Annotated in this window: 22 protein-coding genes; 7 read left to right on the top strand and 15 right to left on the bottom strand. The window is 69.7% G+C overall.

Annotated elements, in window-relative coordinates:
- The first annotated feature begins 74 nt into the window (after positions 1-74).
- On the top strand, positions 75-428 hold the full coding sequence (gene erpA, locus M9917_RS18845) for an iron-sulfur cluster insertion protein ErpA (protein ID WP_297256265.1): 354 nt from the start codon (positions 75-77) through the stop codon (positions 426-428).
- A gap of 64 nt (positions 429-492) precedes the next feature.
- On the opposite strand, the gene M9917_RS18840 is transcribed toward erpA, so the two are convergent.
- Positions 493-1,107, bottom strand: a complete 615-nt coding sequence (locus M9917_RS18840; RefSeq protein WP_297256263.1) for a cold-shock protein — start codon at positions 1,105-1,107, stop codon at positions 493-495.
- Between the two features lie 139 nt (positions 1,108-1,246).
- Between M9917_RS18840 and M9917_RS18835 the strand changes: the two genes are divergently transcribed.
- Positions 1,247-2,431 carry an aminotransferase gene (locus tag M9917_RS18835; protein WP_297256261.1) on the top strand — a complete coding sequence of 395 codons (1,185 nt, stop codon included), beginning with the start codon at positions 1,247-1,249 and terminating at the stop codon, positions 2,429-2,431.
- A 14-nt stretch (positions 2,432-2,445) separates the two neighbouring features.
- Here the strand turns inward: M9917_RS18835 and M9917_RS18830 are convergent, their stop codons facing one another.
- A complete protein-coding gene (locus M9917_RS18830; RefSeq protein WP_297256259.1) occupies positions 2,446-3,975 on the bottom strand; it encodes a UxaA family hydrolase in 1,530 nt (509 codons plus the stop codon).
- A gap of 210 nt (positions 3,976-4,185) precedes the next feature.
- Here M9917_RS18830 and M9917_RS18825 point away from each other — a divergent pair, with 210 nt between their 5' ends.
- Entirely contained in the window at positions 4,186-4,854 is a 669-nt protein-coding gene (locus tag M9917_RS18825; RefSeq protein ID WP_297256256.1) for a L,D-transpeptidase, read from the top strand.
- A gap of 243 nt (positions 4,855-5,097) precedes the next feature.
- Here the strand turns inward: M9917_RS18825 and M9917_RS18820 are convergent, their stop codons facing one another.
- A complete protein-coding gene (locus M9917_RS18820; protein ID WP_297256254.1) occupies positions 5,098-5,436 on the bottom strand; it encodes a phasin family protein in 339 nt (112 codons plus the stop codon).
- A 311-nt stretch (positions 5,437-5,747) separates the two neighbouring features.
- Between M9917_RS18820 and M9917_RS18815 the strand changes: the two genes are divergently transcribed.
- Positions 5,748-7,367 carry an SPOR domain-containing protein gene (locus M9917_RS18815; protein WP_297256252.1) on the top strand — a complete coding sequence of 540 codons (1,620 nt, stop codon included), beginning with the start codon at positions 5,748-5,750 and terminating at the stop codon, positions 7,365-7,367.
- Positions 7,368-7,423: 56 nt separating this feature from the next.
- Here the strand turns inward: M9917_RS18815 and M9917_RS18810 are convergent, their stop codons facing one another.
- Positions 7,424-8,143, bottom strand: a complete 720-nt coding sequence (locus M9917_RS18810; protein ID WP_297256251.1) for a J domain-containing protein — start codon at positions 8,141-8,143, stop codon at positions 7,424-7,426.
- Positions 8,140-8,880: a VWA domain-containing protein gene (locus tag M9917_RS18805; RefSeq protein WP_297256249.1), complete on the bottom strand. Its 741-nt coding sequence runs from the start codon at positions 8,878-8,880 to the stop codon at positions 8,140-8,142. The genes M9917_RS18810 and M9917_RS18805 overlap by 4 nt, the downstream gene beginning before the upstream one ends.
- Positions 8,881-8,973: 93 nt before the next feature.
- On the opposite strand from M9917_RS18805, the gene panC reads away from it, so the two are divergent.
- Positions 8,974-9,822 carry a pantoate--beta-alanine ligase gene (panC, locus tag M9917_RS18800; RefSeq protein WP_297256247.1) on the top strand — a complete coding sequence of 283 codons (849 nt, stop codon included), beginning with the start codon at positions 8,974-8,976 and terminating at the stop codon, positions 9,820-9,822.
- Positions 9,823-9,827: 5 nt separating this feature from the next.
- Here the strand turns inward: panC and M9917_RS18795 are convergent, their stop codons facing one another.
- Positions 9,828-10,265 (bottom strand): DUF1489 family protein, encoded by a 438-nt coding sequence (locus M9917_RS18795; protein ID WP_297257125.1) that lies wholly within the window; start codon positions 10,263-10,265, stop codon positions 9,828-9,830.
- A 198-nt stretch (positions 10,266-10,463) separates the two neighbouring features.
- On the opposite strand from M9917_RS18795, the gene M9917_RS18790 reads away from it, so the two are divergent.
- A complete protein-coding gene (locus M9917_RS18790) occupies positions 10,464-11,231 on the top strand; it encodes an SDR family NAD(P)-dependent oxidoreductase (protein WP_297256245.1) in 768 nt (255 codons plus the stop codon).
- 18 nt (positions 11,232-11,249) lie between these two features.
- Here the strand turns inward: M9917_RS18790 and M9917_RS18785 are convergent, their stop codons facing one another.
- On the bottom strand, positions 11,250-13,223 hold the full coding sequence (locus M9917_RS18785) for an acetyl/propionyl/methylcrotonyl-CoA carboxylase subunit alpha (RefSeq protein ID WP_297256243.1): 1,974 nt from the start codon (positions 13,221-13,223) through the stop codon (positions 11,250-11,252).
- Positions 13,224-13,240: 17 nt separating this feature from the next.
- Positions 13,241-13,660, bottom strand: coding sequence for an alternative ribosome rescue aminoacyl-tRNA hydrolase ArfB (gene arfB / locus M9917_RS18780; protein ID WP_297256241.1), 420 nt, complete (start codon positions 13,658-13,660; stop codon positions 13,241-13,243).
- Positions 13,661-13,697: 37 nt separating this feature from the next.
- On the opposite strand from arfB, the gene mazG reads away from it, so the two are divergent.
- Positions 13,698-14,534 (top strand): nucleoside triphosphate pyrophosphohydrolase, encoded by an 837-nt coding sequence (mazG, locus tag M9917_RS18775; protein ID WP_297256239.1) that lies wholly within the window; start codon positions 13,698-13,700, stop codon positions 14,532-14,534.
- Positions 14,535-14,612: 78 nt separating this feature from the next.
- Here the strand turns inward: mazG and hflX are convergent, their stop codons facing one another.
- From hflX to dusB, 7 genes are all read right to left on the bottom strand, one after another.
- Positions 14,613-15,941 carry a GTPase HflX gene (hflX, locus tag M9917_RS18770; RefSeq protein WP_297257124.1) on the bottom strand — a complete coding sequence of 443 codons (1,329 nt, stop codon included), beginning with the start codon at positions 15,939-15,941 and terminating at the stop codon, positions 14,613-14,615.
- A gap of 73 nt (positions 15,942-16,014) precedes the next feature.
- Positions 16,015-16,263, bottom strand: a complete 249-nt coding sequence (gene hfq, locus M9917_RS18765; protein ID WP_055726983.1) for an RNA chaperone Hfq — start codon at positions 16,261-16,263, stop codon at positions 16,015-16,017.
- A 208-nt stretch (positions 16,264-16,471) separates the two neighbouring features.
- On the bottom strand, positions 16,472-17,839 hold the full coding sequence (gene ntrX, locus M9917_RS18760; protein WP_297256232.1) for a nitrogen assimilation response regulator NtrX: 1,368 nt from the start codon (positions 17,837-17,839) through the stop codon (positions 16,472-16,474).
- The gene (locus tag M9917_RS18755; protein ID WP_297256230.1) at positions 17,836-20,100 is read right to left on the bottom strand and encodes a sensor histidine kinase NtrY-like; all 2,265 of its coding nucleotides are present in this window, start codon (positions 20,098-20,100) and stop codon (positions 17,836-17,838) included. Before M9917_RS18755 ends, ntrX begins: the two co-directional genes overlap by 4 nt.
- Before the next feature lie 115 nt (positions 20,101-20,215).
- Positions 20,216-21,667: a nitrogen regulation protein NR(I) gene (gene ntrC / locus M9917_RS18750; protein ID WP_297256228.1), complete on the bottom strand. Its 1,452-nt coding sequence runs from the start codon at positions 21,665-21,667 to the stop codon at positions 20,216-20,218.
- Positions 21,668-21,678: 11 nt separating this feature from the next.
- Positions 21,679-22,797 (bottom strand): two-component system sensor histidine kinase NtrB, encoded by a 1,119-nt coding sequence (locus M9917_RS18745; RefSeq protein WP_297256226.1) that lies wholly within the window; start codon positions 22,795-22,797, stop codon positions 21,679-21,681.
- An 18-nt stretch (positions 22,798-22,815) separates the two neighbouring features.
- On the bottom strand, positions 22,816-23,805 hold the full coding sequence (dusB, locus tag M9917_RS18740) for a tRNA dihydrouridine synthase DusB (RefSeq protein WP_297256224.1): 990 nt from the start codon (positions 23,803-23,805) through the stop codon (positions 22,816-22,818).
- Between the last annotated feature and the right edge of the window lie 19 nt (positions 23,806-23,824).

Here is a 23,824-nt window from a genome sequence, read left to right as displayed (position 1 = left end):
CCGCCGGGCCCTTACCTTTCCGGGCAACCGGGGTGCAAGGAGCATCTGCCGGGGAGCCTGCCCAAGGAGTCCCGATGATGTCGAGCGATCTCGCCGTCAAGCCGCGTGGTATCGAGGTCACGGCCAATGCCGCGAAACGAATCCTGTCGGTGATGGCCAACGAAGCGCCGGGCGCGATGCTGCGCGTCAGCGTCTCCGGCGGCGGCTGCTCGGGCTTCCAATACGTCTTCGACATCGACCGGGAGCAGGCCGCCGACGATCTCGTGATCGAGCGCGACGGCGCCAGGGTGCTGATCGACGAAACCTCGCTCGACCTGCTCGAGGGTTGCACCATCGACTTCGTCGACGACCTGATCGGCCAGTCCTTCCGGATCACCAACCCGAACGCGACCAGCTCCTGCGGCTGTGGCACGTCGTTTTCCGTCTGAGGCCGGCCAAAAGAGAGGGCGCCCGCGCGGCGCCCCTTTCATCCCATCGGCCGGGTGGGCCGCTTCAGTGCGCCACGCTCGCGCCGCCCTGCTCCAGATGGATCTCGGCCGCCATCAGCCCCTTCGGCCCCGGCCCGTAGCGCACCAGCACCGTCTGGCCCGGAACGAGCTCGACGAGGCCGTAGCGCCGCAGCGTCTCCATATGCACGAAGACGTCGGGCGCGCCCTCGCCCGTCGAGACGAAGCCGAAACCGCGCAGGCGGTTGAACCACTTCACCACCATGCGCTCCAGCCCGCTGGTCGGCGCGACCGCGACATTGGTGCGCGCCAGCGGCATCTCGGAAGGGTGGCGGCCGGCGGAGGTGTCGATCGAGATGACGCGCACCGCCTGGCGACCCCGCACTTTCTCGACCGCCTCGAGCACGATGCGCGCGCCCTCCGCGATCGCGTTGAAGCCGTCGCGCTTCAGGATGGTGACATGCAGCAGGATGTCGGTGCCGCCCGCCTCCGGCACGACGAAGCCGTAGCCCTTGGAAACGTCGAACCACTTGACGTAGCCGGCGATCTCGACCGGCACCTCCGCCGCGTGGCTGCCCGCCCCATCGAGCCGCACGACGCGGTTGAGTGACTGGATGGGACCCATCGGTGGCCGCCCGCTCTCACCGAATTCGTCGGACATGTGCCGCTCACCCCCACGCGCAACGCTTGATTCGCTGCCGATACGATAACACCGCTGCGGATTCGGGATACAGCCCCCGATGCGGTCGTCCACATCGACGATTGACGTAAAGGCCGGCGCGCCGCAAACCGATGAGACCATGCCGACGACCGCCAGCGCCCCGCTCAATCCCGATCTCATCGACACCGGCACGCCGCCGATCCCGGAGGCGAAAGGCTGGGCGCGCGCCTATGACGGCGACCGCGGCCCGCTGATCGATCTCTCCCAGGCGGTTCCCGGCGCCCCGCCACCGGCGGCCCTGCTCGAGCGGCTCGCCGGCGCCGCCGCCGATCCCGACACGGCGCGCTATGGCGGGCTTGCCGGCGACCCGGCCTTGCGCGAAGCCTATGCGGCCGAGATCTCGCGCCTTTACGGCAGCGCCTTCGCGCCCGCCGAGGTCGCGATCACCTCGGGCTGCAACCAGGCTTTCGTGGTGACGATGATGGCGCTGGCGCGGGCCGGCGACAATGTGCTCCTGCCGACGCCCTGGTACTTCAACCACGAGATGACGCTGTCGATGCTGGGCATCGAGGCCCGCCCGCTGCCCGCGGCGCCGGAAGCCGGCTTCGTGCCCGCTGTCGCGACCGCCGAGGCGCTGATCGATGCGCGCACCCGCGCCATCGTGCTCGTCACCCCCAACAACCCGACCGGCGCGGTCTATCCGCCTGAGACCATCGCCGCCTTCGCCGCGCTCTGCGCCCGGCGCGGCCTCTGGCTCGTGCTCGACGAGACCTATCGCGATTTCCTGCCCGCGACGGCTGCCAGGCCCCATGAAGTCTTCGCCGCAATGGGCTGGCAAGACACGGTGATCGGCCTTTACAGCTTCTCGAAGGCCTATGCGATTCCGGGCTGGCGGCTGGGCGCGATCACGGCCGGCGCAAGCGTGCAGGCCGAGATCGGCAAGGTGCTCGACTGCCTGCAGATCTGCCCGGTCCAGGCGGCACAAGCGGCCGTGGCCTGGGGCATCGACGGCATCCGCGACTGGCGTGGGCGCAACCGCACCGAGATCAACGCCCGCGCCGATCTGTTCCGCCGGGCGATGGCGCCGCTGAACGGCTGGCGGATCCTCTCGGCCGGCGCCTATTTCGCCTATGTCGCCCATCCCTTCGCGGGCGTGCCGGCGGGCGCGGTGGGGCGGCGCCTCGCCGAGGAACGCGGCGTGCTCACCCTGCCCGGCCCCTATTTCGGCCCCGGGCAGGAGAACCATCTGCGCATCGCCATCGCCAACGTCCCCGCCGACAGGATCGAGGGGCTGGGCGAGAGGCTGAAGGGCTTTTCGCTATAGGCGAAAGCCGCCCGCTACATCGTCGCGCCGATCTGCCATGGCACGTATTCGGCGTCGCCATAGCCGAGCTCCTCGGACTTGGTCCGCTCGCCCGAGGCGACCTTCAGGAGCTTGTCGAAGATCTCGCGGCCCTTCTCTTCCAGCGAAACCCCGTCGAGCACGTCGCCGCAATTGATGTCCATGTCGTCGATCATCTTCTCGTAGACGGGCGTATTGGTGGCGAGCTTCACCGAGGGCGTCGGCTTGCAGCCATAGGCCGAGCCGCGCCCGGTGGTGAAGGCGAGGATATTGGCCCCGCCCGCCACCTGCCCGGTCGCCGCGACCGGATCGTAGCCGGGCGTGTCCATGTAGACGAACCCCTTCGCCGTCACCGGCTCGGCATAGTGATAGACCGCCGAAAGCGTCTTGGTGCCGCCCTTGACGGCAGCGCCGAGCGACTTCTCCAGGATGGTGGTCAGGCCCCCCGCCTTGTTGCCCGGCGAGGGGTTGTTGTTCATGCTCATCCGGGCACGCGCGGTGTAGTCCTCCCACCATTCGATGATGCCGACGAGCTTCTCGCCGACCTCGCGCGTCGCGGCGCGGCGCGTCAGCAGATGCTCGGCGCCGTAGATCTCCGGCGTCTCGGAGAGGATCGCCGTGCCGCCATGCTCGACCAGGATGTCGACGGCGGCCCCCAGCGCCGGATTGGCGGTGATGCCGGAATAGCCGTCCGACCCTCCGCACTGCAAGGCCAGCATCAGCTCGGAGGCCGGCACCGTCTCGCGCACCGCCCGGTTGGCGATCGGCAGCATCACCTTCAGCGCCTCGATGCCGGCTGCGACCGCCTTCTTCGTGCCGCCCGTCTCCTGGATCGTCAGGGTGCGGAAGACGTCGCTCTCGGTGACGCCATAGGCTTCCTTCATCCGGCTGATCTGGAAGCCCTCGCAGCCGAGGCCGACGACGAGCACCGCCGCCATGTTGGGATTGCAGGCATAGCCCCAGGTGGTGCGCTTGAGGACCTCGAAGCTCTCGCCGTTGTAGTCGATGCCGCAGCCGGTGCCGTGGGTCAGTGCGATCACGCCGTCGACATTGGGATAATCGGCGAGCAGGCCGGAGCGCTTGACCTCCTCGGCCATGAAGCGCGCGGCCGAGGCCGAGCAGTTCACCGAGGTCAGGATGCCGACATAGTTGCGCGTGCCGGCCTTGCCGCCCGCACGGCGGAAGCCCTCGAAGGTCGCCCGTTGCTCGACCGGCAGCACGAATTCGGGCTTGGCCTCCGCGGCGTAGGCGTAGTCGCGCGCGAAGGCGTGGAAGCCGGTATTGTGCTCGTGCACCCACTCGCCCGGCAAGATGTCGCTCGTCGCGAAGCCGATGATCTGGCCGAACTTGCGCACCGGCTCGTCCTTCGCGATCGGCGCGATCGCCAGCTTGTGCCCACGCGGGACGCGCTTCAGCGCCGTAACCCCGGCCACCGTCATTCCGGCATCGATCGGATCGACGGCGACGACGACATTGTCGGCGGCGTTGAGCTTGAGCGTGCGGGGCGGCGCGGATTTGTCGAGCATGGCGGAAACCGGACCTCTTCAGCGCCGCGACGGCAGGCGCATACCCCACAGATGCGCTCAACCGGCGGTGTTTTCAATCGGTTCGAACGGCAGGCGGCAGCTGCCCCCGTCCGCCGCCATGGTTCCGCCCAACTTCGTCATGCTATAGAATAAACGGCAGCGGAAGGCCGGCGCGGGTTCTCGCCGGGCAGCAGCATGGGAAGTCCGGTCATGATCATGAATGGTGGGAAGCGTGCTGCCGGCGGGATCGACCGCCGGTCGTTCCTGGCGGTCTCGGCCGCCGGCCTCGGCGCACTGGGTCTTGGCGGCTGCGCCGGCGACGGCATGAGCCTCGCCGAGGCGCAGCAGCTCTACGGTCCGGTGCCGCAGGAGAAATTCCCGATTCCCGCGGTCGACGTCACCAAGGTCGACCCGAAATATTTCCGCCGCACCGTCCGCTACGAGACCCGCGAGGAGCCGGGCACGATCATCGTCGATCCGGCCAACTACTACGTCTACCGCATCGAGGGCGACGGCAACGCCACCCGCTACGGCGCCAATGTCGGGCGCGACGGCTTCCGCTGGAACGGCGACGCCTATGTCGGGCGCAAGTCCGAATGGGCGACCTGGACCCCGCCCCCGGAAATGATCAAGCGCCAGCCAGAGGCGGCCCAATACGCCCGCGGCATGCCCGGCGGCCTCGACAACCCGCTCGGCGCCCGCACGCTGCATCTCTACCAGAACGGCAGATACACGCTCTACACGATCTATGCGAGCAGCGACCCGGAATCGATCGGCAGCGGCGTCACCAGCGGCTGCGTCGGCCTGCTCAGCCAGGACATGATCCATCTCTACGATCAGACCCCGGTCAAGACCAAGGTCGTCGTCCTGCCGGCCTGACCCCGCTCTCGTCATTCCGGGGCTTCGCGCCAGCGAAGAACCCGGAACCCGCGACTGGGTGAGCCACCCGCAACCGGGCATCAGATGTTATACTCGGTGGTGGGTTCCGGTTTCGCGCCTTAAGGCGCGCCCGGGAATGACGGACCGTACGCCAAACGAAAAACCCCGGCCTGACCGGCCGGGGTTCGCAAACGCAACCGAACTCACGAGGAGCCGCGGCGGCCTTTCGGCCGCCGGCCGGGATCACGCCTTCGGGGCGGCCTTGGCGACGATGCCCTCGAACGGCTTGTAGGCGTCCTTGGCGAGAGCGGCATAGAGCTCGCCCATCTTGGTGATCTGGGCGACGGCGCCCTCGAACGAGGCCTTGATGAAGTCGGCCTGGATTTCCAGGGCCTTGTCGAAGGTCTTCACGCCGGCGAGCTTCTCGAGCGTGGCGGTGCCGGCCTCGAAGGACTTCTTGGCATAGTCGGTCGTCTCGACGGCGATCGTCTGCACGCCCTTCGAGGTGGCGCCGAAAGCCTTCAGGGCGGCGTCGACGTTGTCTTTGGAAGCCTTCTGGATGGTGTCGAACTGCTGGATCATGGTCGTCTCCCGGCGGTGCCGCCTCAGGGTGAATGGGCCGATCGGCCCGACAAGTCGCGCGCCCCAAGGTCGCATGATCGAGATCATCACCGGGGACTTACGGTATATTGTGCATCGCAACATAAATGTCAAGGGGACGCTGCATTGCACCAAACGCAGACTGTTCCGGCGACGACCGTTCAAGTTTTAACGGCTCCGTAACCGCGCCCGCCTAACCTCAGCGACTGTGTCCCCCGCGCCACGATGACCCGGCGCGGGGACCGGCCCAGTTGACGAGTTGAGGCGGGTACATGGTTTCTGGTTGCGTTGGGTTGCGGCGGCCGCGTCTGCGGGCCGTCGCCGGTCTGATCGGTGTCGTCGCCGTCGCGGCCACGATCGCCTCCTCCCCCGCCGAGGCGCGAAAGCGCCGGCACCATGCCGGCGGCGGCTATACGCCGCCCTATGCCGCGATGGTGGTCGACGCGAAGACCGGCCGCACCCTGCATGCGGTCAACGAGGATGCCGCCCGCATCCCGGCCTCGCTGACCAAGGTGATGACGCTCTACATGCTGTTCGAGCAGATGGAGCGCGGCCGCTTCAGCATGGATTCCGAGCTCAGGGTCTCGTCCTACGCGGCCTCGCAGCCGCCGACCAAGCTCGGCCTGCGCGCCGGCTCCACCATCGCGGTCGAGGACGCGATCAAGAGCATGATCACGCTCTCGGCCAACGATTCCTCGGTCGTCGTCGCCGAGAACATCGCCGGTTCCGAAGCGGCCTTCGCCGAGCAGATGACGCGCAAGGCGCGCGCGCTCGGCATGAGCTCGACCCGCTTCTACAACCCGCACGGCCTGCCCCATTCCCCGCCGAACCTGACGACGGCGCGCGACCTCAGCATCCTCGCCCGCGCCATCCAGGAGCGCTTCCCGAAATACTACCCGCTGTTCTCGATGCGGGCCTTCCAGTACGGCAGCCGCACGATCCGCGGCCATAACCGCCTGCTCGGCAAGGTCGAGGGCGTCGACGGCATCAAGACCGGCTATACCCGCGCCTCCGGCTTCAACCTGATGACCTCGGCCAAGGCGGAGGGCCGGCACATCGTCTCGATCGTGCTCGGCGGCCGCTCCGGCGCCGCGCGCGACCGGATCATGACCGATCTCGTCCTCGCCAGCCTGCCGCGCGCCTCGACCAGCGGCCGCTCCTCGGTGATGGTCGCCGAGGCGCCACCGGCTCCGGAGGAGCGCCCGCGCTCGCTGTCCGCCCCGCAGGCCGCCGCCGAGCCTGCGCCGATCCCGGTCCCGCGCCCGCGCCTGCAGGCGGAGGCGCAAGCGCTCCCGGCCGCCGCGCGCGCCTATGCGCCGCTGCCGACCACAACGCCGATCGCGCCGCCGCGCCCGGTCGCCGTCGCCGCCAGCGGCGGACAGCCGCTCCAGATCTCCGGCATGCGCCCGGTCGCGGCGACGACGACGCCGTCCGCCATGCGCTGGTCGATCGGCGCCCAGCCGGCCGACGCCAAGGTCCTGCGCCCGCCGGCGAATGTCGACGTCACCTCCTCGATCGCCAGGGCGTCCGAGCCCGCCGAGGAGCCGGTGAAGCTCGCCGAGGCCGTGACCGACGCTCCCGTCCGCAAGACCCAGAGCGCCGCCGTCGAGGTTCCGGCGCCTCAGCCCGCCCCGGCGATATCGCACCAGGCGGCCGTCGTCGCCTCCGGCAAATGGGTGATCCAGCTCGGCGCCACCGACGACGAGGCCAAGGCCAAGGAAATCCTGGCCCGCGCCCGGGCCAAGGCGGCGGGCTCGCTCGCCAGCGCCTCGCCCTTCACCGAGAAGGTCGCGAAGGGCGGCTCGACCCTGTTCCGCGCCCGCTTCGCCGGCTTCGACGACTCCAAGGACGCGCAGAACGCCTGCGCCCAGCTGAAGCGCGGCGGCTTCGCCTGCTTCGCCACGCGCAGCTGACCGGATCAGGGACAGGAGTTCACGCCATGTCGCAGAGCCACTCCCCGAACGCCTCGCTATCGCTGCTTCAGAAGGACGTCCTTGGCCTGGTTGACGCGAGCGGCAAGGCCGCTGGTGCCCCCGGCATCCGGGTGGATGCGCTTCATCAGGGCCCGGTGGGCTTCGCGGATCGCCTCCTCGCCCGCCCCCGGCTGAAGCCCCAGGATATCGTGGGCCTCCTGCTGCGTCATCGCGCCCGCGCCCGGCGCGCCGCGCTGCCCCGCGTCGCCATCACGCTGAGCGTCTTCACGCCAGCCGGGCGACCGGCGGTCGAGATATGCCTCTAGCAGGCGCGCCCCTTCGGAATCGCGCGCCAGGCAGTCGCGCATCAGCTGGGCGAGATCGGCCTGGCCCAGGCTGTCGAGGTTACGCCCCTCATAGGGGCCGGCGGTGACACGGCCGGCGACCGCGCCGCTGTCGTGATCGAGCTCCATCTCCAGCAGGACGGATTTGACCTGCGAGGTCGCGCCCGGCGTCGGCCCGCCGCGGTCGGCCCAGGGAAAGCGGATGCCGCCCGGCCCGGTCGCGCTCCAGCCGAGCAGCCAGGCGCCGATGCCGCCGAGGAAGACGGCCATGTCCATCCGACCCCTGGCCATCAGGAGCCCGGCCACACCGAGCGCGGCGACGCCGCCGCCGGTCTTCGCCAGCCGCGCCAGCGCTTTCGGGTTGGCCCCGGCGAAGAGCTTCGCCAGCCACCAGACCAGGATCAGCACGGCCACGCCGTAGATGAGGCTCACCGGCGCCCTCCGTCCATGGCGGCGATCAGCCCCTTCACCGCCGGGTTCGAGCCGGAAAGCCGCTGCATCGCCTCGCGCCCGCCGGCGGCATAGGCCGCCGCTCCGCGCAGGAGATCGAGCAGCGAATCCGGCGCGCCGCTATCGAAGCGTGCATGGGCGCCGCCGGTCAGCCGCGCGATCGTGGCGAAGGCCGAGCCAGCCGCGGGATCGTCGCCCTCCTGGAAGACGAAGCCGCGGATGCCGCGCAGGCCGAGCTCGCCGGCGAGCGCCGCCAGCGCGTCGATATCCTCCTCCATCGCATCGCCGACATAGACGAAGGCGCGCAGCGGCACCGCGCTCGCCTCGTCGCGGACATGGCGCAGCACGCGCGCGATCTGGGTCTGCCCGCCCGCGCAGGCGATGCGGCGCATCAGCCCGTTGAGCCGCGCCGGCTCGCCGACCCAGCCCGAGGCGCGGCACTCACCGAGGCCCCGGAAATAGACGAGCTGCACGGCAAGCCCGCCGCTTCCGGCGGCGACATCGAACATCCGCGCCTGCAGCGAGCAGGCGAGGTCCCATGTCGGCTGGCGGCTCATCGTGGCGTCGAGCGCGAAGACGAGCCGCCCCGCCTGACCCGTGGCCAGGGGCGCAAGCCGCTTCGCCGCGCCGAGGAAGCGATCGATCTCGCCCGGCTCAGAAGGCCCCGCCGCCGCGGTCGCTCCCGCCTTGCCGACGGCCCGCTCGTTCCTGTCGCTCATCGGCCCCTTTCGATCCGCTGAATCGCCCTTCTTTCCTGATATTGGCCATCACGGCGGCATTTGCTACCCGTGCGGCGAACGGAGAACTCAGGAATGGCCGCAATCACGGTTTTCGAGACGGTCGCCGCGATGCGCGCGGCCGTGGCCGGCTGGCATGGCGCCGGCGAGACGGTGGCGCTGGTGCCGACCATGGGGGCGCTGCACGAGGGCCATATCGCGCTGGTGGCGGAAGGCCGGCGCCGGGCAAGCCGCGTCATCGTCACGATCTTCGTCAACCCGACGCAGTTCGCCCCGCATGAGGACTTCAAGAAATATCCGCGCACCTTCGACGCCGATTGCGCCAAGCTCGTCGCGGCCGGGGCCGACGCGGTGTTCTTCCCCTCGGTCGAGGAGATGTATCCGGCCGGCTTCGCGACGCGCGTCCTGCTGCTCGGCCCGGCCGCGGTCGGGCTGGAGGACCGCTTCCGCCCGACGCATTTCGAGGGCGTGGCGACGATCTGCTGCAAGCTCTTCACGCAAAGCCGGGCCGATTGCGCGATCTTCGGCGAGAAGGACTATCAGCAGCTCAAGGTCGTGACGCGGATGGCGACGGATCTCGACCTCGGCGTCGCGATCGTGCCGCTGGCGACGATCCGCGAGGCGGACGGGCTCGCCATGTCCTCGCGCAACCGCTACCTCTCGCCCGAGCAGCGGGCGCTGGCGCCGCTCCTCCATCGCGTGATGCAGGAGCTCGCCATCCGCATCCGCAACCGCGACGACCTGTTCAAGGCGGTGGCAGAGGCGCAGGAGGCGATCATCACCGCCGGCTTCGAGCTCGACTATCTGGAAGCGCGCCACGCCGAGACGCTGGCGCCGGTCACCTCCCTTGCGGACGGACCGATCCGCCTGCTCATCGCCGCGCGCATCGGCGGCACAAGGCTGATCGACAATATCGCGGCGTAGGCAGCCTACAGCAGCCCCAGCCCCGCCAATTCCCGCCGCAGCGCCTCCGGCATCTCGCCGAGATCGCCGCCGTGGTCGGCGAGATCGCGCGGCGCGTCCTTGGCCTCGAGATAGCGCCAGCCCTGGAAGGGGCGGTACGGGCGCGGCTCGACCGGCACAACCACCGGCTCCATCACGAGGTGGCAGCGGCCGATGCCCTCGCCGTCGGTGAAGGGGCGGATGTCGATCAGGCGCTGGCGCGCCGAGACCTGGCCCTTGATCACCCAGTAGAGCGAGCCGCCGTCGAGGATCTCCGCGACCTTTCTGGGCACCATGCGCGTGGTGTGAAGCTGCTCGGCCGGCTCGCCGCGGGCCCGGCGCTGGGCCATGCGCTCCGCGATCCACTCCTCGAGATCGGTGATCGATTCGGCGCCGACGCAGAGCTTGAGCAGGTGAAGGGGCATGGCGGCAAAATAGGCCCCTGTCCGCCGCAGGGCCAGCCGCCGCCGCGCTTCTCCACAGCCCCGCCCGCCTCCCTGCGGCGGCACGTCGACGCAGCCTTCCGCAGGGGAGCGGGCGAGCGGCTTCGATTCGGCGGTTGCCACGCCCGCCGCGATGCGGTTCACAATCCTCCCGCCCCCGAACCATGGAAGGACGCCCCCATGCGCGGACTAGCAGGCAAGGCCATCCTCGTCACCGGCTCCTCGACCGGCATCGGCCATGCGATGGCCGAGCGACTGGTCGCGGAGGGCGCGAAGGTGATGCTCCACGGCCGCGACGCGGGCGAGGTCGACGCGGCCGTCGTCCGGCTCGGCGCGGCCACGCGAGGCATGGCGGGCGATCTCGCCGACCCTGCGACCGCGCGGACGATCGTCGACGCCACCGTCGCCGCCTTCGGCCGCATCGACGGGCTCGTCAACAATGCCGGCATCTATCCGCGCGGCATCCCGGCCGAGACAACGGCCGCCTTCTTCGACCATGTCTTCGCGATCAACACGCGGGCGCCGCTGCTCTGCGCGGAAGCGGCGATCCGCGCTTTTCGCGCGCAAGGATCGCCCGGCGCCATCGTCACCGTCGGCTCGATCAACGCCTATTGCGGCCTGTCGAACCTCACCGTCTATGCGATGTCGAAGGGCGCGCTGATGACGATGACGCGCAACCTCGCCAACACGCTGGGGCCCGAGCGCATCCGCGCCAACCAGCTCAATGTCGGCTGGACCTGGACCGCCAACGAAGACGCCACACAGCAGCGCGAGGGCCGCAAGCCCGGCTGGCAGAACCATCTGCCGCCGCGCGACGCCCCGACCGGCCGGATCATGCAGCCGCAGGAGATCGCCGCCCATACCGCCTTCTGGCTTTCGGACGAGAGCGCGCCGGTCTCGGGCCAGATCTACGAGGCCGAGCAGTTCCCGGTGATCGGGCGCCTGTAAGGCAGCGTGCCCGCTCGCCTATTCCCCCAGCACCACGATCTTCGCGCCTTCCGCGACCTGTCCGCCCGGCTCGCCGGCGACCTCGCTGACCGTGCCGTCGCGCGGGGCGGTCAGCACATGCTCCATCTTCATCGCCTCGACGATGGCGAGCCTCTGGCCCTTGGTCACGGCCTCGCCCGGCGCCACGAAGAGCGCGACGAGCTTGCCGTGCATCGGCGCCTTGACCACGCCCCCGGCCCCCGCGGCCGCGTCGAGATCGACGCCGAAGGGATCGAACAGCGCGACCGCCGTCTGCCGGCCGCGATGGAGCGCGTACCAGATGCCGCCTTCGCCTTCGGCCAAGGCGATCTCGTGCTCGCCCTCGCCGATCGCCTGTCCCGGCAGGCTGACGCGGGCGCCATCGCCCTGCCACTCGATCAGCGCCTCGACGCGCTCGCCATCGACCAGGAGAGGCAGCCCGAGCGGCTGGCGCGGCATCAGCGAGAAGGCATCGGGATTTTGCCAGGGCGAGCGCGCCTCGCCTTCCGTCGCGGCGAGGCCCGCCGCCTGCCGCGCTTCCTCGAGCTGCAGGGCCGCCGCCGCCACGGCCGCCGCATCGAGCGGCTGCGGCGCGGCGCCGAGCGCGCTCATGTTGCGGTCGATGAAGCCGGTGTCGAACGCGCCTTTGCGGAAGCCTTCCGCCTCGGTGAGCCTCTTCAGAAAGGCGAGGTTGGTGCGCGGGCCGGCGACGATGGTCTCGCCCAGCGCGCTGCCCAGCCGGTCGAGCGCCTCGTCGCGCGTCGGGGCGTGCGCGATCAGCTTGGCGATCATCGGATCGTAGAACGGCGTCACCAGATCGCCGGCCTCGACGCCGCTATCGACGCGGATGCCTTCGCCTTGCGGGAATTGCAGCGCCCAGAGCCGGCCGGTCGAGGGCAGGAAGCCCTTCTCCGGATCCTCGGCATAGAGCCGCGCCTCGACGGCATGGCCTTGCGCCTTCACTTCTGCTTGCGTGAAGCCGAGCGGCTCGCCGGCCGCGACCTTGAGCTGCAATGCGACGAGGTCGAGCCCGGTGATCGCCTCCGTCACCGGATGCTCGACCTGAAGGCGCGTGTTCATCTCCATGAAATAGAAGCGGTCGGGGTGCAGGCCCTCGCGTCCGTCGGCGATGAACTCGACCGTGCCGGCCCCGACATAGCCGACGGCCTTCGCGGCTTCCGTCGCCGCCTTGCCCATGGCGGCGCGCATCGCCGCCGTCATGCCCGGCGCCGGCGCTTCCTCGATCACCTTCTGGTGGCGCCGCTGCAAGGAACAGTCACGCTCGTAGAGATGCACGACGTTGCCGTGGCCATCGCCGAAGACCTGGATCTCGATATGGCGGGGGCTGAGGACATATTTCTCGACCAGCACGCGGACGTCGCCAAAGGCGCTCGCCGCCTCGCGCTGCGCGCCGGTCAGGGCGTCTGCGAAATCCTCAGGCCGGTCGACCTTGCGCATGCCCTTGCCGCCACCGCCGGCGATCGCCTTGATCAGCACCGGATAGCCGATGCGCTGCGCCTCCCCGGCGAGGAAGCCCGGATCCTGTTGGGGCCCGTGATAGCCCGGCACCACCGGCACGCCGGCCTTCTCGACCAGCGCCTTGGCGGCGTCCTTCAGCCCCATCGCCCGGATCGCGGCGGCCGGCGGGCCGACGAAGACGATGCCCGCCGCCGCGCAAGCCTCGGCGAAATCGGCGTTCTCGGAGAGGAAGCCGTAGCCCGGATGGATGCAGGCAGCGCCCGCCTCCCGCGCGACGGCGAGAATCCTGGCCGTATCGAGATAGCTCTCGCGGGCAGGCGCGGGGCCGATCGCGTAAGCCTCGTCGGCCATCTCTACGAACAGCGCCTCAGCATCGGCCTCGGAGTAGACGGCGATGGTCCTCAAGCCCAGCCGCTTCGCCGTGCGGATGACCCGGCAGGCGATCTCGCCGCGATTGGCGATCAGGACGGAGGGCAGCTTGGCGGCGATCGTCATGGCGGCGGCATCCCTGGCTAATCCGAGGCGGGCTTCTGCCGGCCGGCCTTGACGCCGGAGCGGCGCTCCTTCGAGGCGAGCCTGCGTTCCTTCGAGGCCTTGGTCGGCTTGGTCGCGCGGCGAACTTCAGGGCGCACCGCCGCCGCCCGGATCAGCTCCAGCAGTCGCTCCACCGCTTCCTCGCGATTGCGCTTCTGGCTGCGATGCGCCTGGGCGACGATCACGATCACGCCGTCCTGCGTCAGCCTGCTGCCGGCGAGCTTCATCAGCCGGATCGCGACCTCGTTGGGCAGGTTGGGCGAGCGGCGCGCGTCGAAGCGGATCTGCACCGCGCTCGAGACCTTGTTGACGTGCTGGCCGCCCGGTCCGGAGGCGCGCACGAAGCTCTCCTCGATCTCGCTTTCGTCGATCGCGATGGACGCGGTGGCTTGAATCATGGGAGGAGCGTAGCGGAATTCACGGAGACATGCAGCGGTGAAGCCCTCTCGCGAGATCGCCGGCCTGATCGCGATCATGGCCGCGCTGCGCCGGCCGGAAACCGGCTGCCCCTGGGATCTGGAGCAGGATTTCGCCTCGATCGCGCCCTATACGGTCGAGGAAGCCTATGAGGTCGCCGACGCGATCGCCCGCGGCGACAGGCTCGATCTCAAGGACGAGCTCGGCGATCTCCTGCTCCAGGTCGTGTTCCATGCCCGCATGGCCGAGGAGGAGGGCTCCTTCGCCTTCCCCGACGTGGTCGAGGCGATCACCGGGAAGCTGATCCGCCGGCATCCGCATGTCTTCGGCGAGGCGCGCGATCTCTCCCCGGCCGAGGTCAAGGCGCTCTGGCACAGGATCAAGGCTGAGGAGAAGGCCGGGAAGGCGGCGGCGCGCGCGGCCGCCGGCCTGCCGCCGAAGACGGAGGAGACGGGCGTCCTCGCCGGCGTGCCGCAGACGCTGCCGGCGCTCACCCGCGCCTGGAAATTGCAGGCGCGGGCTTCGACCGTCGGCTTCGACTGGAACGACGCGCGGCTCGTGCTCGACAAGATCCGGGAGGAAACGGCCGAGATCGACGAGGCGCTCGGCAGCGGCGACAGGGCCGCGATCCGGGAGGAGATCGGCGACCTGCTCTTCGTCGTCGCCAACCTCGCCCGCCATGTCGATGCCGATCCGGAAGGGTGCCTCAGCGCCGCCAACGCCAAGTTCGAGCGCCGCTTCAAGGCGATCGAGGAATTCCTTGAGGCTGAAGGCAGAACGGCGAAGGAAGCGAGCCTCGACGAGATGGAAGCGCTCTGGCAGGCGGCGAAGCGGCGCGAGAAGGCGGCGGGGTAGAGCCGCTTTCAGGGGAAACCGCCCTTTGTCATTCCGGGGCGCGCCGCAGGCGCGAACCCGGAATGACAAAGGTGGTGCTCAGCCCTGCCGCTCGGCCTGCGGGAAACGCGCGGTGAACGCCCCTTGCCGCTCCGGCGGCAGCCGGACGGTCAGCTTCAGCCCGCCATCCTCGGCGTCCTCGCGCGCCAGGATTTCGCCATTGGCATGCAGCCAGGCGAGCGACCGGCCATCTCCCGGCGCAAGCTCCAGCGCATAGACCGGGCGGGTCAGCGCGATCCGCGCCTCGATCGCGCGCGTCAGGCGCTCGATCCCCTCTCCGGTCAGTGCCGAGACCAGCACCGGGCGCGCGCCCTCCGGCCGCAGCGTCGCGATGCCGAGCTGGCGCTCGCGCTCTGCGGGAACGAGCAGATCGGCCTTGTTCCAGACCTCGATGACGCGCTCGCCGTCGTCGGGGTTGATGCCGAGATCGCGCAGGATCGCCTGCACGTCGGCGGCCTGGGCCTGGGTGTCCTCATGCGAAACGTCGCGCACATGCAGCAGCACGTCGGCCTCGATCGCATCCTCCAGCGTGGCGCGGAAGGCGGCGACGAGCTGTGTCGGCAGGTCGGAGATGAAACCGACCGTGTCGGAGAGCATGACGCGCGCCCCGTGGGGCAGCTTGATCGCGCGCGCCGTCGGGTCGAGCGTGGCGAACAGCATGTCCTGCGCCAGCACCTCGGCCGAGGTCAGCCGGTTGAACAGCGTCGACTTGCCGGCATTGGTGTAGCCGACCAGCGCGACGATCGGATAGGGCACGCGCTTGCGGCTCAAGCGATGCAGCGAGCGGGTGCGCTTGACGCCCTCCAGATCGCGCTCGATCTTGGTCATCCGCTCCTGGATGATGCGCCGGTCGGCCTCGATCTGGGTCTCGCCGGGGCCGCCGAGGAAGCCGAAGCCGCCGCGCTGGCGTTCGAGATGGGTCCAGGAGCGCACCAGCCGGCTCTTCTGGTAGTTGAGATGCGCGAGCTCGACCTGGAGCGCGCCCTCCCGGGTGCGGGCGCGCCGCCCGAAGATCTCGAGGATCAGGCCCGTGCGGTCGATGACCTTGCAGCCGAACGCCTTTTCGAGGTTGCGCTGCTGGACCGGCGAAAGCGCGCAGTCCATCACGACGAGGCCGATCTCCTCGGCCTCGATGCGCTTGCCGAGCTCCTCGACCTTGCCCTTGCCGAGATAGGTCGCGGGCCGCAGCGCGCTCAGCAGCACCTGCACCGGCGCGACGACGGTGAGGTCGATTGCCGCCGCCAGCCCCACGGCCTCGTCCAGCCGCGCCGCGAAGGAGCGCTGGTTGGCGTCGACCGCGACGCCGCGCTTCTGCAGATAGGGCCCCACGACGAGCGCGCGCGTGTTCGCCGCGATGTCGCGTTCGATCTCGTCGAGCGGCTTCGCGCCCGTTACCCGCGTAGCCGCCCGTTTCTCGTCGTCCGTGTGGCTTGTCGCCAAATCAGTTCTTGTCCGTGTCCTCGGGCTCGAACAACTGCACCGGATGGCCGGGCATGATGGTCGAGATCGCATGCTTGTAGACGAGCTGCGAGTGACCGTCGCGGCGCAGCAGCACGCAGAAATTGTCGAACCAGGTGACGACGCCCTGCAGCTTGACGCCGTTGACGAGGAAGATCGTCAGCGGGATCTTCTGCTTGCGCACATGGTTGAGGAAGGTGTCCTGGAGGTTCTGTGCCCGCTCGGCGGCCATGATCGTTCCTGTTGTTGGGATCGCCGATCGGATTTAAATCCAGCGATCCAGTTCGTTCCGTTTGAAACCGGCGGCGCATTCCGCCGGCATTCGGAACACCGACGCGCCATTAGATCGTCGACTTCGCTCACAACGCAAGTGCAGCAACGCCGAGTTTTACGCATGACGCCTGCGCGTTGCGCAAATGGACATGGGTGGAGCGCCTGCCTCAGCCGACGCCGAGCGACTTGAGCTTGCGGTGCAGCGCCGAGCGCTCCATGCCGATGAACTCGGCCGTGCGCGAGATGTTGCCGGAGAAGCGCGCGATCTGCGCGATCAGGTATTCGCGCTCGAAGATCTCGCGGGCATCGCGCAGCGGCAGGCTCATCAGCCGCTCGCCGCCCGAGCCCGACGGCGTCGTCGGCACCATGGCGCCGACCTCGGCCGGCAGCATCTCGATCGTCACCTCGGCGGTCGGGTCGCCCTGGGTCAGGATCATCAGCCGCTCGACGTTGTTGCGCAGCTCGCGGATGTTGCCCGGCCATTCGTGCGATTGCAGCACGGCCATGGCGTCGCTGCCGATCCGGCGCTTCGGCAGGCCGGTGGCGAGCGAGATCTGCTCCATGAAGAACTCGATCAGCTCGGGCACGTCCTCGCGCCGCTCCGACAGCGGCGGCACCTTGACCGGCACGACGCTGAGGCGATGGTAGAGATCCTCGCGGAAGTGCCCGTCCGCGATCAGCCGTGCGAGATCCCGGCTCGACGAGGAGATGACGCGGACATCGACATGGACCCGCGTCGCGCCGCCGACGCGCTGGAAATTCTGGTCGACGAGCACGCGCAGGATGCGGTTTTGCGTCTCGCGCGGCATGTCGCCGATCTCGTCGATATAGAGCGAGCCGCCATGGGCCTCCTCGAGCGCGCCGATCCGGCGCGAGCGGCCGTCGCCGCCCTCGACGCCGAACAGCTCCTCCTCCATCGTCTCGGGCGTGATCGTCGCCGCGTTGATGACGACGAAGGGCCCGCTGGAGCGGGTCGAGGCTTCGTGCAGCGTGCGCGCCGCCAGCTCCTTGCCGCAGCCGGGCTCGCCGGTGATCAGCACGCGCGCATTGGTGGGCGCGACGCGCTCGATCGTCTGGCGCAGCTGGTTGACGACCGTGGTGTGGCCGACGATGCGGTCGGCCTGGACCGAACGGGTCTTGAGCTCGCGGACCTCGCGGCGCAGGCGCGAGGCTTCGAGCGCGCGCTCGGCGACCAGCACCAGCCGGTCGGCCTTGAACGGCTTCTCGATGAAGTCGTAGGCGCCGCTCTTGATCGCCGAGACCGCCGTCTCGATGTTGCCGTGGCCGGAGATCATCACCACCGCGAGATCGGGATGGCTCTCCTTGATCAGCTCCAGCACCTGCAGGCCGTCGAGCCGGCTGCCCTGCAGCCAGATATCGAGGAAGACGAGGTTCGGCCGCCGCGAGGCGATCGCGGCCAGCGCCTCGTCGGCGGAGCCTGCCTTGCGGGTGCGGTAGCCCTCGTCCTCCAAGAGGCCGGCGACCAGATCGCGGATATCGACTTCGTCATCCACTACCAGGATGTCAGCGCTCATAGGCGTATCCCATTGCTCGCATTCGTGTCGGGCGCATCGCCGGCCTCGGCCTGCGGGGCCGGCCCTACTTCGGGGAACCAGAGGCGGATGCGCGCGCCGCGCGCCCCGCCGGCGGCATCCGGGCGGTCGAGCAGCTCGATGCCGCCGCCATGGTCCTCCAGGATCTTGCCGACGATGGCGAGGCCCAGGCCCGTGCCCCCCTCGCGCGTCGTCATATAGGGCTCGAGCAGCTTCTGGCGCTGGTCCGCCGGCAGGCCCTTGCCGTTGTCGATGACGTCGATGACGATCCGGCCGCCCTCCTCGCGCGCCAGATTGACCTCGATGCGGCCCTGCCCGCGCTCGTCGGCCGGCACGGCCTCGATCGCCTCGGTCGCGTTCTTGATGACGTTGGTCAGGGCCTGGGAAATCAGGCGCCGGTCGAAGCGGGCCGGCACGGCGTCCGCCGGCAGCGTCTCGGCGATCGTCGTGCCCGGATTGCCGACGCGCCAGAGGAAGACGATCTGGCGCACGGTCTCGACGATATCCTCGCTGGCGAGCGAGGGCTTGGGCATGCGGGCGAAGGAGGAGAACTCGTCGACCATGCGCCTGATGTCCTCGACCTGCCGCACGATGGTGTCGGTGCACTGGTCGAAGACGTCCTTGCCCTCGGTGATGACACGCCCGAAGCGGCGCTTGATGCGCTCGGCCGAGAGCTGGATCGGCGTCAGCGGGTTCTTGATCTCATGGGCGATGCGGCGGGCGACATCGGCCCAGGCGGCCGTGCGCTGGGCCGAGACGAGGTCGGTGATGTCGTCGAGCGTGACCACGAGACCGGCGCCCGTCCCCTCACCCTCGCGCACCGCGCGGATATTGACCATCCGGTCCTGGCCGGCGCGGGTGAAGGCGACCTGGCCGGAGCTCTGGCGCTGCCGGTTGTGCAGCGCCTCGGAGACGAAGCCCGCCACCTCCGGCGCGATCTCGGCGATCGGCTTGCCGAGAAGGCGCCCGCCGGTGCCGAGCAGGCTCTCGGCCGAACGGTTGATCGTGGTGACGTGGCCGTCGCCGTCGAGGCTGAGCACGCCGGAGGAGACGCCCGACAAGACCGTCTCGGTGAAGCGCCGGCGCCGGTCGATGACCTCGCTCGCCGTGACCAGGCTGTCGCGCTGGCGGCGCAGCTCCGCCGTCATCTTGTTGAAGGTCTCGCCGAGATGGGCGAGATCGCCCTCCGATCGTCGGATCGGCACCTGGACGTAGAAATTCCCGCTCGAGACCTGGTCGGTCGCGTCGATCATCCGCCGGATCGGCGCGACGAGGCCGTTGGCGAAGCTCAGGCCCAGCCAGATCGCCGAGAGCAGCAGGATCAGCGCGATCAGCCCGTACATCGAGGCGAAGGCGACCTGGACGCCCTTGCGGCGCGCATCGATCGACAGATACTCGACGGCGGCCCCGCGCGCGACCGCGGGGAACTCGACGGCGAGCGGATCGACCTCGCGGGCGACGTGCAGGAAGCTGTTGTCATAGGTCGGCAGCTTCATCACGGCGCCGAACACCGTCCCCGTCCGGGGAATGACGCAGATCGGCTCCGGCGCGGAGCGCGCATCGTCGAAGGCGGCCTGGTCGGGCATCGGCGGATTGCGCAGCACGTTGATGTTGGCCCGCGCGATGACCTTGTCCGGCGGCTGGATGATCGCGACGACAGGCAGGCCGAGCGCGGTGGCGCGCGAGGTCAGGAAGGTATCGAACCATTTGCGGTCGACGTCGAAGGCGGGCTTGGCCCGGCTCAGATCATCCGCCAGCACGCGGATCTCGCGGCCGAGCGAGCGGCACTGGCTGGCGGCATAGGCATCGGCGACCTCGACCGACTTGAAGACCGCGTCGCGCATGCGGTCCGAGAACCACGGCTCCAGCCCGCGCTCGATCGTGATCGTCGCGATGATGGCGACGAGCACCGCCGGCAGCGCCGCCATGATGCTGAACAGGCCGACGATGCGCACATGCAGGCCCGCCGCCGCCGCCCCCGCCTTGCGGGCGCGGATCAGCACGGCGGCCTCGAAGGCGACGATGACGATCAGCACCAGGATCAGCAGGGCATTGAGCACGAAGACGCCGACCACGACCTCGTGCACGGGCACGATCGGCGTGGCGCCGGAGAGCACGAGGAAGGTGAGCAGCGCCGAGACCAGCGCCAGCGCGACGACGATTCCCCCGACCCAGCCGGAGACGCGACGGGATTTCTCCTCGCCGCGCGGCATCATCCTGGCTTCGCTGACAGAAGCGGACACGGTTTGACGACAGCTCCGATGGGGCAGGAACGCAACGGGTCGCGCCTGCGGGGGCGCCTGTGATGCGCCGCCGCAACGGTGTTGTCAAAATATGACATCCGCAAGGCAGCCCGCCTCAGCGCGGCGAGCGGACCACCTGCATGTCGAGCTCCCGGATCTTCTTGCGCAGGGTGTTGCGGTTGAGGCCCAGCAGCTCCGCGGCGCGGATCTGGTTGCCGCGCGTGGCCGCCAGCGCCGCCGCGATCAGCGGCGGCTCGATCTCGCGCAGGATGCGGTGATAGAGGCCGGGCGGCGGGATCGCGTCGCCGAATCCGCTGAAATACCGGCCAAGATGCCGCTCGACCGAGCCCGACAGCGTCTCCGCCCGCTCGGGCGCCGCCGGCGCCCCGGCAAAGCCCGTGCCCACGGCGGCCGGCTGCAACTCGGCCTCGACGATCGGGGCGGTGATCGTTTCCTGGGGATAGAGCGCGGCCAGCCGCCGCACGAGGTTCTCGAGCTCCCGGACATTGCCCGGCCAGCGATAGCGGCGCATCACCTCCATCGCCTCCGAATCGACCTGCTTCAGCGGCAGGCCCTCCTTCTCGACCAGCGTGAAGAAATGGCGGACGAGGTCGGGGATGTCCTCGACGCGCTCGCGCAAGGGCGGCAGGCGGATCGGCACCACATTCAGCCGGAAGAACAGATCCTCGCGGAACAGCCCCTGCGCGATCGAGATGCGCAGGTCCTTGTTGGTGGCGGCGACGATGCGGACATTGGTCTTGATCGGCGTGCGCCCGCCGACCGTGGTGTATTCGCCCTGCTGGAGCACGCGCAGGAGCCGGGTCTGCGCCTCCATCGGCATGTCGCCGATCTCGTCGAGGAAGAGCGTGCCGCCCTCCGCCTGCTCGAAGCGGCCCGAGGAACGCGTCAGCGCCCCGGTGAAGGCGCCCTTCTCATGGCCGAACAGCTCCGATTCGATCAGGTCCTTCGGGATCGCGGCCATGTTGATCGCGACGAAGGGGCCGTTGCGGCGTTTGCCGTAATCGTGCAGCGCGCGCGCCACCAGCTCCTTGCCGGTGCCGGATTCGCCGTTGATCATCACGGTGAGGTCGATCGGCATCAGCCGCGCCAGCGCGCGGTAGACGTCCTGCATCGCCGGCGAGCGGCCGATCAGCGGGATATCCTCGGGCTCGGCCGCATGCCCGCGCGCCACCTCCCCGCGCGGGCGCGACATCGCGCGGCCGACGATGGCGACGAGCTCCTTCAGGTCGAAGGGTTTCGGCAGATATTCATAGGCGCCGCGCTCCGAGGCCTTGATCGCCGTCATGAAAGTGTTTTGCGCGCTCATCACGATGACCGGCAGATCGGGCCGCGCCCGCTTGATGCGCGGCAGGAGGTCGAAGGCGTTGCCGTCCGGCATCACCACATCGGTGATGATCAGGTCGCCGAGCCCCTGCGCCGCCCAGGTCCAGAGGGTGGCGGCCTGGCCGGTGGTGCGGACGTCGTAGCCCGCCCGGGCGAGCGCCTGGTTGAGGACGGTGCGGATCGCGGCGTCGTCGTCGGCGACGAGGATGTGACCGGTCGGCATCTGTGCGGCCCCTAGGTTGCCTGCCCCGGCCTGAGCTGGTGCAGGGGCAGGAGGATCCTGAAATGCGTCCGGCGCGGAACGGATTCGCACTCGACGATTCCGCCGTGATCGCCGATCACCTTGGCGACGAGTGCAAGTCCAAGGCCACTCCCCTGGGCCTTGGTGGTGACGAAGGGATCGAACAGGTGCGGCACCAGATCGGCCGGGACGCCCGGGCCGTTGTCGCGCACCCCGATCTCGAGCGGCAGCGCGATGCGCTCGCCGGAGCCCGGCACCTGCAGGCGGATGCCGGGACGATAGGCGGTGGTGAGCGTGATCTCGCCGTCGCCGGTCTCGGCGCCGATGGCCTCGGCGGCGTTCTTGACGAGGTTGAGCAGCACCTGGACGAGCTGGTCGCGGTTGCCCGCGACCGGCGGCAGGGAGGGATCATAGCTTTCCGTGAAGCGGATATGCCGCGCGAAGCCGGAGCGGGCGAGGCGCTTTACATGGTCGAGCACGTCATGGACGTTGACCGCCTCGCGCTCGCCCGGCCGTTCGTCGCCGAACAGCTCGACCCGCTCGACCAGCTTCACGATCCGGTCGGTCTCGTCGCAGATGAGCTGCGTCAGCATCCGGTCGTCGTCGGAGATCGCGCCTTCGAGCAGCTGCGCCGCGCCCCGGATGCCCGAGAGCGGGTTCTTGATCTCGTGCGCCAGCATGGCGCCGAGCGCCGTGATCGAGCGCGCTGCCCCCCGATGCGTCAATTGCCTGTCCATTTTTTCGGCAATTGTCCGTTCCTGCAGCATCAGCACGACCGCATCGCCCTCGCCCGGCAGCGGCGAGGCGAAGACGTCGACGATATGATCGCTGCCGAGGCGCGGCGTGCCGAGATCGAGGCGGTATTCGCTGACGCTGGCGCCGCGCCGGCGCACCTCCTCGATCACGCCGAGCACCGGCGAGCCGAAGGCGACGAGATCGTCGATGCGCTGGCGCTTGAGCAGGGCGGCGCCGGACTGGAAGAAATCCTCGGCCGCGGTGTTGGCATAGAGCACCGCATGCCCCGCCCCGATCACCAGGACCGGCATCGGCAGCACGTTCAGCGCCTGGAGCTCGATCGCATCGGCAAGGTTCGCGGCAAGCTTGCCCGTCATCGGCTGCCCTCCCGGCCTTCAGGCCGCTTCGCGGCTGCGCCCGGTCGAGAACAGTCCGGCGAGCGCCGCCAGGACCTGCCGCGGCTCGTCCGAGGTCAGGAGCAGGCGGCGCCGCTCCGGATCAGGTGCGCAGCCCTCCGCCACCGCGTCGTCGGCATAGGCGGCGAGATGCTTGCGCGCGTGGCGCACGCCGTGCGCCGTCCCCATCAGGGCGAGCAGCCCCTCATAGTGCTCGCAGGCCATGGCGAGCTTCTCCGCAAGCGTCGGCGGCCGGACCTCGCGCCCGTCGAGCGCCGCGCCGATCTCGCCGACGAGCCAGGGCCGGCCGAGCGCGGCGCGCCCGACCATCACGCAATCCGCTCCCGACTGGGCGAGGCAGGCCCGCGCATCCGCCACGTCATGCACGTCGCCATTGGCGACCAGCGGAAAATCGCCAACGCTACGCACCGCCGCGATCGCCCGCCAATCCGCCCTGCCCTTGTAGAATTGCTGGCGCGTGCGGCCATGGACCGTGATCATCCGCGCCCCCGCGGCGACGGCCCGGCGGGCGAGCTCGGGTGCGTTGCGGGAGGCGTCGTCCCAGCCCAGCCGCATCTTGACCGTCACCGGCAGGCGCGTGGCGGCGACCGCCGCCTCGACCAGCGCGAGCGCATGGTCGAGATCGCGCATCAGCGCCGAGCCCGCCCAGCCGCCCGTCACCTTCTTGGCCGGGCAGCCCATGTTGATGTCGACGATCGCCGCGCCATTGGCCTCGGCCAGCCGCGCCGCCTCGCCCATCCAGTAGGGGTCGCAGCCGGCGAGCTGCACGACATGCGGAAAGACGCCCTCGCCTTCGGCCCGGATGCGCGCTTCCTCGCTGCCGCGCACGAATTCGTCGGAAGCGACCATCTCCGACACGACGAGGCCCGCGTGCCGGCGCGCCGCGAGCCGGCGCATGACGATGTCGGTCACACCGGACATCGGCGCCAGGAAGGCGCGGGACGCGATGGGGATGCCTGCGATGTCCAAGGAACCAGCCTGCTTTTAA

This window comes from Bosea sp. (in: a-proteobacteria) (assembly GCF_023953965.1).
GTDB lineage: Bacteria > Pseudomonadota > Alphaproteobacteria > Rhizobiales > Beijerinckiaceae > Allobosea.
Note: the sequence above shows the minus strand (reverse complement) of the source record. Positions and strands in the feature narration are given on the sequence as shown.

What these genes read in the sequence shown, in the direction of transcription:
- M9917_RS18820 (WP_297256254.1), bottom strand. Translation starts at nt 5,436, where the DNA reads ATGATCCAGCAGTTCGACACCATCCAGAAGGCTTCCAAAGACAACGTC.
- panC (WP_297256247.1), top strand. Translation starts at nt 8,974, where the DNA reads ATGGCCGCAATCACGGTTTTCGAGACGGTCGCCGCGATGCGCGCGGCC.
- M9917_RS18835 (WP_297256261.1), top strand. Translation starts at nt 1,247, where the DNA reads ATGCCGACGACCGCCAGCGCCCCGCTCAATCCCGATCTCATCGACACC.
- M9917_RS18825 (WP_297256256.1), top strand. Translation starts at nt 4,186, where the DNA reads ATGATCATGAATGGTGGGAAGCGTGCTGCCGGCGGGATCGACCGCCGG.
- hfq (WP_055726983.1), bottom strand. Translation starts at nt 16,263, where the DNA reads ATGGCCGCCGAGCGGGCACAGAACCTCCAGGACACCTTCCTCAACCAT.
- ntrC (WP_297256228.1), bottom strand. Translation starts at nt 21,667, where the DNA reads ATGCCGACCGGTCACATCCTCGTCGCCGACGACGACGCCGCGATCCGC.
- M9917_RS18795 (WP_297257125.1), bottom strand. Translation starts at nt 10,265, where the DNA reads ATGCCCCTTCACCTGCTCAAGCTCTGCGTCGGCGCCGAATCGATCACC.
- M9917_RS18840 (WP_297256263.1), bottom strand. Translation starts at nt 1,107, where the DNA reads ATGTCCGACGAATTCGGTGAGAGCGGGCGGCCACCGATGGGTCCCATC.
- M9917_RS18785 (WP_297256243.1), bottom strand. Translation starts at nt 13,223, where the DNA reads ATGACGATCGCCGCCAAGCTGCCCTCCGTCCTGATCGCCAATCGCGGC.
- ntrX (WP_297256232.1), bottom strand. Translation starts at nt 17,839, where the DNA reads ATGAGCGCTGACATCCTGGTAGTGGATGACGAAGTCGATATCCGCGAT.
- erpA (WP_297256265.1), top strand. Translation starts at nt 75, where the DNA reads ATGATGTCGAGCGATCTCGCCGTCAAGCCGCGTGGTATCGAGGTCACG.
- M9917_RS18830 (WP_297256259.1), bottom strand. Translation starts at nt 3,975, where the DNA reads ATGCTCGACAAATCCGCGCCGCCCCGCACGCTCAAGCTCAACGCCGCC.
- arfB (WP_297256241.1), bottom strand. Translation starts at nt 13,660, where the DNA reads ATGATTCAAGCCACCGCGTCCATCGCGATCGACGAAAGCGAGATCGAG.
- M9917_RS18805 (WP_297256249.1), bottom strand. Translation starts at nt 8,880, where the DNA reads ATGAGCGACAGGAACGAGCGGGCCGTCGGCAAGGCGGGAGCGACCGCG.
- M9917_RS18790 (WP_297256245.1), top strand. Translation starts at nt 10,464, where the DNA reads ATGCGCGGACTAGCAGGCAAGGCCATCCTCGTCACCGGCTCCTCGACC.
- M9917_RS18745 (WP_297256226.1), bottom strand. Translation starts at nt 22,797, where the DNA reads ATGACGGGCAAGCTTGCCGCGAACCTTGCCGATGCGATCGAGCTCCAG.